A 4,273-nucleotide genomic window follows, 5' to 3' on the forward strand; every position below is an offset into this window, starting at 1 on the left:
AGGGGCAGGCCGGGGCGGGGCACTATCAGCCCGGTACTCCGTACGATCCCGGCACGCCGTACCGGCCGCCGAACCCCGACACGAATCCGTATCTGCGGGTGCCGCGGGAGGCTCGGGATTCCCGGCCGCCGCAGGCCCGGCGGGCACCACGAGCACCCCAGGGGCCGCAGGAATCACAGGGGCGACAGGGGCCATCGGCGGCCGAAGAGGAGTCCCGGGAGCCGCGGACTCCGAGGACACCCCAGACGCCGCAGACACCGCAGACGCCTCGGACACCCCGGCACCCCAAGGATGTCTCCGGTGCGCCGACCGTCGCGGGGCCCGTCGTGCCGCCGCGCTCCCCGAAGAAGGGGAACCGCTCCCGCTCCGCGGACTGGCCCCCTCCACCGCCGCCTCCCCCGCCACCGCCGGAGAAGGGACCGCGCAGGCCGCGCTGACGTGGGCGACGGCCGCGCGGGAGCCACGGTGTCCGGCACGCGGACCGTCCCGGCGCCCGCGCGGGGCGGACGGATACCGTAGGGCTCACCATGAGTGCTTCGCAGCCCCCGCAGCCCGCCGACGTCCCGACGCTCCTCGTCAAGATCTTCGGCAAGGACCGCCCCGGCATCACCGCCGGCCTCTTCGACACCCTCGCCGCCTACTCCGTCGACGTCGTCGACATCGAGCAGGTCGTCACCCGCGGCCGCATCGTGCTGTGCGCGCTCGTGACCGAGCCGCCCGCCGGCCTGGAGGGCGACCTGCGTTCCACCGTCCACAGCTGGGCGGATTCCATGAAGATGCAGGCCGAGATCATCTCCGGCATCGGCGACAACCGGCCCCGAGGGCTCGGGCGTTCGCTGGTGACCGTGCTCGGCCACCCCCTGACCTCGGAGTCGACGGCCGCGATCGCCGCCCGCATCACGGCGACCGGCGGCAACATCGACCGCATCTTCCGGCTGGCCAAGTACCCGGTCACCGCCGTGGAGTTCGCGGTCTCCGGCACTGAGACCGAGCCGCTGCGCACCGCCCTCGCGATGGAGGCCGCCAAGCTCGGCGTGGACGTCGCGGTCGTCTCGGCGGGCCTGCACCGCCGCGCCCAGCGCCTGGTCGTGATGGACGTCGACTCGACGCTCATCCAGGACGAGGTCATCGAGCTCTTCGCCGCGCACGCCGGGTGCGAGGCCGAGGTCGCCGAGGTGACGGCGGCGGCGATGCGCGGCGAACTGGACTTCGAGCAGTCGCTGCACGCCCGCGTGGCGCTCCTCGCCGGCCTCGACGCCTCGGTCGTCGACAAGGTCCGCTCCGAGGTCCGCCTCACCCCGGGCGCCCGCACCCTCATCCGCACCCTGAAGCGCCTCGGCTACCAAGTGGGCGTCGTCTCGGGCGGGTTCACGCAGGTCACCGACGATCTGAAGGAACGTCTCGGCCTCGACTTCGCCCAGGCCAACACCCTGGAGATCGCCGACGGCAGGCTCACCGGAAAGGTGACCGGCGAGATCGTCGACCGCGCGGGCAAGGCCCGCCTGCTGCGCCGCTTCGCCACGGAGGCCGGGGTTCCGCTGGAGCAGACCGTCGCGATCGGCGACGGCGCGAACGACCTCGACATGCTGAACGCGGCGGGCCTCGGGGTCGCCTTCAACGCCAAGCCCGTGGTCCGCGAGGCCGCGCACACCGCCGTGAACGTGCCCTTCCTGGACACCGTCCTCTATCTCCTCGGCATCACCCGCGAAGAGGTCGAGGCGGCGGACACGCACACCGACTGACGGCACCGCGCCTCTCCGTACGTCCCGCGCCTCTCGTCCCCCATACGTCGTAGGGGCCCGGCACCGCCTCGGTGCCGGGCCCCTCACGGTGGACGGAGGAGGGTTTACTCGGACGGCGCCCAGTAGTCGACGAGCGTGGCGACGCCCGGCTCCAGGGCCTTCCACGACCCGGTGTAGGTCAGGACGGCGAAGGCCGCGGTCGGGAAGCCCCGGCGGTTCATCCGCACCTGGGCGTCGCCCTCGGCCTCGCCCGCCAGGACGTCGGCGAGCCCCTGGACTCCGGGGTTGTGGCCGATCAGGACGAGGTCGCGCACGTCGTCCGGGGTTTCGTTGAGCACGGCGATCAGCTCGCCGGGAGAGGCTTCGTACGCCCTCTCCTCGTAGACGGTCTTCGGCCGCTGCGGGAGCTCCTGGACGGCGAGCTTCCAGGTCTCGCGGGTCCGGGCCGCGGTCGAGCAGAGGGCCAGGTCGAAGGCGATGCCGCTGTCGGCCAGCTTGCGCCCGGCGACCGGGGCGTCCCTGCGTCCGCGCTCGGCGAGCGGCCGCTCGTGGTCGGACACCTGCGGCCAGTCGGCCTTCGCATGTCGGAAGAGGACAATCCTGCGGGGTTCTGCGACGCTCATGCATCCCAGCTTCGCATGAAACGCGCCAATGGGCGCAGGGAGTTGACGTGGTCCCCCACCACGGGTGACGCCATGGACGAAGGGGGGCTCACGGGGCCGTGTGCAGCACCATCGTCCGTATGCGCTCCAGGAGGTTGGTGACGACGGGCTCGCTGGTCGCGGCGTGGGCGTCCACCGGATTGAGGATCAGCAGGAGCAGGGCCGCGAAGGCGATGGCGGGGAGGGCGACGGCCCACCACGGGAGCTGGATCTCGACGCTGCCCGAATCCGCCGGGTCGCGCCGGGTGTGCGTTCGGGCCGACATGCCGCCTCCGTGGTCTTCGAGCGATCCGCGCCGCGTCTTCGCGGGCACAACTCGAAGTTAGGTGATCGGCGCCCCTCAACCCATCCGGAGATCCACCCACTTGACCCTGACACTGACCCCCTAGGGGATGGGGGGGTAGCACCACCACCGACGCGTCGCGGCCCCGCCGGAGCCGGCCCCTCCGGGGGGCGGGATCCACGGCGGGGCCGGGGTCACGGCGAGGCGACGGAGGCGACGATGCCGATGATCACGGTGATGGCCAGCATCGCGCCGAGCACGATGAGCAGCTTCTTCTGGCCGTTCTGGGGGTTCGGGTCGAGGACGGGCATACGGCCAGTCTCGCACCCTTTGCCCGTCCTCCCTCCGGCGGGGTCAGGCCGTCTTGGCCCTGGCCGCCACCTCGTCCTCGACCGTGCGGTTGCGGCCCGCCAGGGTGCCGATGACGATCTGCGGCACCATCAGGCCCGCCATGAGCGCGATGGGCAGGCCCCAGCCGCCGCTGTGCTGGTAGAGCACGCCCACCAGGAGCGGACCGGGGATCGAGATCAGGTAGCCGGTGCTCTGCGCGAAGGCGGACAGCTTGGCCACGCCCACGCTGCTCTTGGCCCGCATGCCGACCATCGTCAGGGCCAGCGGGAAGGCGCAGTTGGAGATGCCGAGCAGCAGCGCCCAGGCCCAGGCGCCGCCCGCCGGGGCGAGGTAGAGACCGGCGTACCCGGCGAGTCCGCAGGCGCCGAGGACGATGACGACGGGGCCCTGGTTGGTCAGGCGCGTGGCGACCCTGGGGATGACGAAGGCCAGCGGCACGCCCATGGCCATGGTGACGGCGAGCAGCACGCCGGCCTCGCTCGCGGGCACGCCCGCGTCGCGGAAGATCTGCGGCATCCAGCCCATCGTGATGTACGCGGCGGTGGCCTGGAGCCCGAAGAAGACGGCGAGCGCCCAGGCGGTGCGGCTGTGCGTGATGCGCAGCCCGTCATCCTCCTGGCGCACGGCGGCGCTGACGTGCTCCGGGGCGGCGGCACCGGCCGCGCCCCGGTCGCGGACGAGCGGGATCCAGGGGACCACGGCGACGACGGCGAGGACCGCCCACACGGCGAGGCCGCTCTGCCAGCGCCCGCCGAGGGCGTCGGTCACCGGGACCGTGAGGGCCGCGGCGAGGGAGGTGCCGAGCGCGAGCGCCATCGAGTACAGGCCGGTCATCGAGCCGACGCGGTCGGGGAACCACCGCTTGACGATCACCGGCATCAGGACGTTGCTGACCGCGATGCCCATGAGGGCGAGGGCGGTGGCGGCGAGGAAGCCGACCGTGCCGCCGACGAAGGGGCGGATCACCAGGCCCGCGGCGATGGCGGCCATGCCGACGCAGACGACCGCACTCGGCCCGAAGCGCCGCGCGAAGCGGGGCGCCATGACGCCGAAGACCGCGAAGCAGAGCGGCGGCACGGAGGTGAGCAGTCCGGCGAGGGTGCCGCTCATGCCGAGGCCGTCGCGGACCTCTTCGAGGAGGGCGCCGAGGCTGGTGATCGCCGGGCGGAGGTTGAGGGCCGCGAGGACGATGCCGACGGTGACGAGCCGCGTCGCCCACGCGCGCGTGGGTGCCT

5 protein-coding genes are annotated in these 4,273 nt (G+C 72.9%); 1 reads left to right on the forward strand and 4 read right to left on the reverse strand.

Annotated elements, in window-relative coordinates; translation table 11 throughout:
- The first annotated feature begins 527 nt into the window (after nt 1-527).
- Entirely contained in the window at nt 528-1,742 is a 1,215-nt protein-coding gene (gene serB / locus AOK22_RS23680; protein WP_055700724.1) for a phosphoserine phosphatase SerB, read from the forward strand.
- A 104-nt stretch (nt 1,743-1,846) separates the two neighbouring features.
- Here the strand turns inward: serB and AOK22_RS23685 are convergent, their stop codons facing one another.
- From AOK22_RS23685 to AOK22_RS23695, 4 genes are all read right to left on the reverse strand, one after another.
- Nucleotides 1,847-2,365 carry a SixA phosphatase family protein gene (locus tag AOK22_RS23685; RefSeq protein ID WP_055700725.1) on the reverse strand — a complete coding sequence of 173 codons (519 nt, stop codon included), beginning with the start codon at nt 2,363-2,365 and terminating at the stop codon, nt 1,847-1,849.
- 88 nt (nt 2,366-2,453) lie between these two features.
- The gene (locus AOK22_RS23690; protein ID WP_055700726.1) at nt 2,454-2,669 is read right to left on the reverse strand and encodes a hypothetical protein; all 216 of its coding nucleotides are present in this window, start codon (nt 2,667-2,669) and stop codon (nt 2,454-2,456) included.
- Nucleotides 2,670-2,881: 212 nt separating this feature from the next.
- On the reverse strand, nt 2,882-2,998 hold the full coding sequence (locus tag AOK22_RS43760) for an SGM_5486 family transporter-associated protein (protein ID WP_107102012.1): 117 nt from the start codon (nt 2,996-2,998) through the stop codon (nt 2,882-2,884).
- A 43-nt stretch (nt 2,999-3,041) separates the two neighbouring features.
- Nucleotides 3,042-4,273, reverse strand: a 1,232-nt coding sequence (locus AOK22_RS23695; RefSeq protein WP_055700727.1) for a CynX/NimT family MFS transporter, incomplete at its 5' end; no start/stop codon positions are given.

It is taken from the genome of Streptomyces silaceus (assembly GCF_001419745.1).
GTDB classification, from domain to species: Bacteria; Actinomycetota; Actinomycetes; order Streptomycetales; family Streptomycetaceae; genus Streptomyces; species Streptomyces silaceus.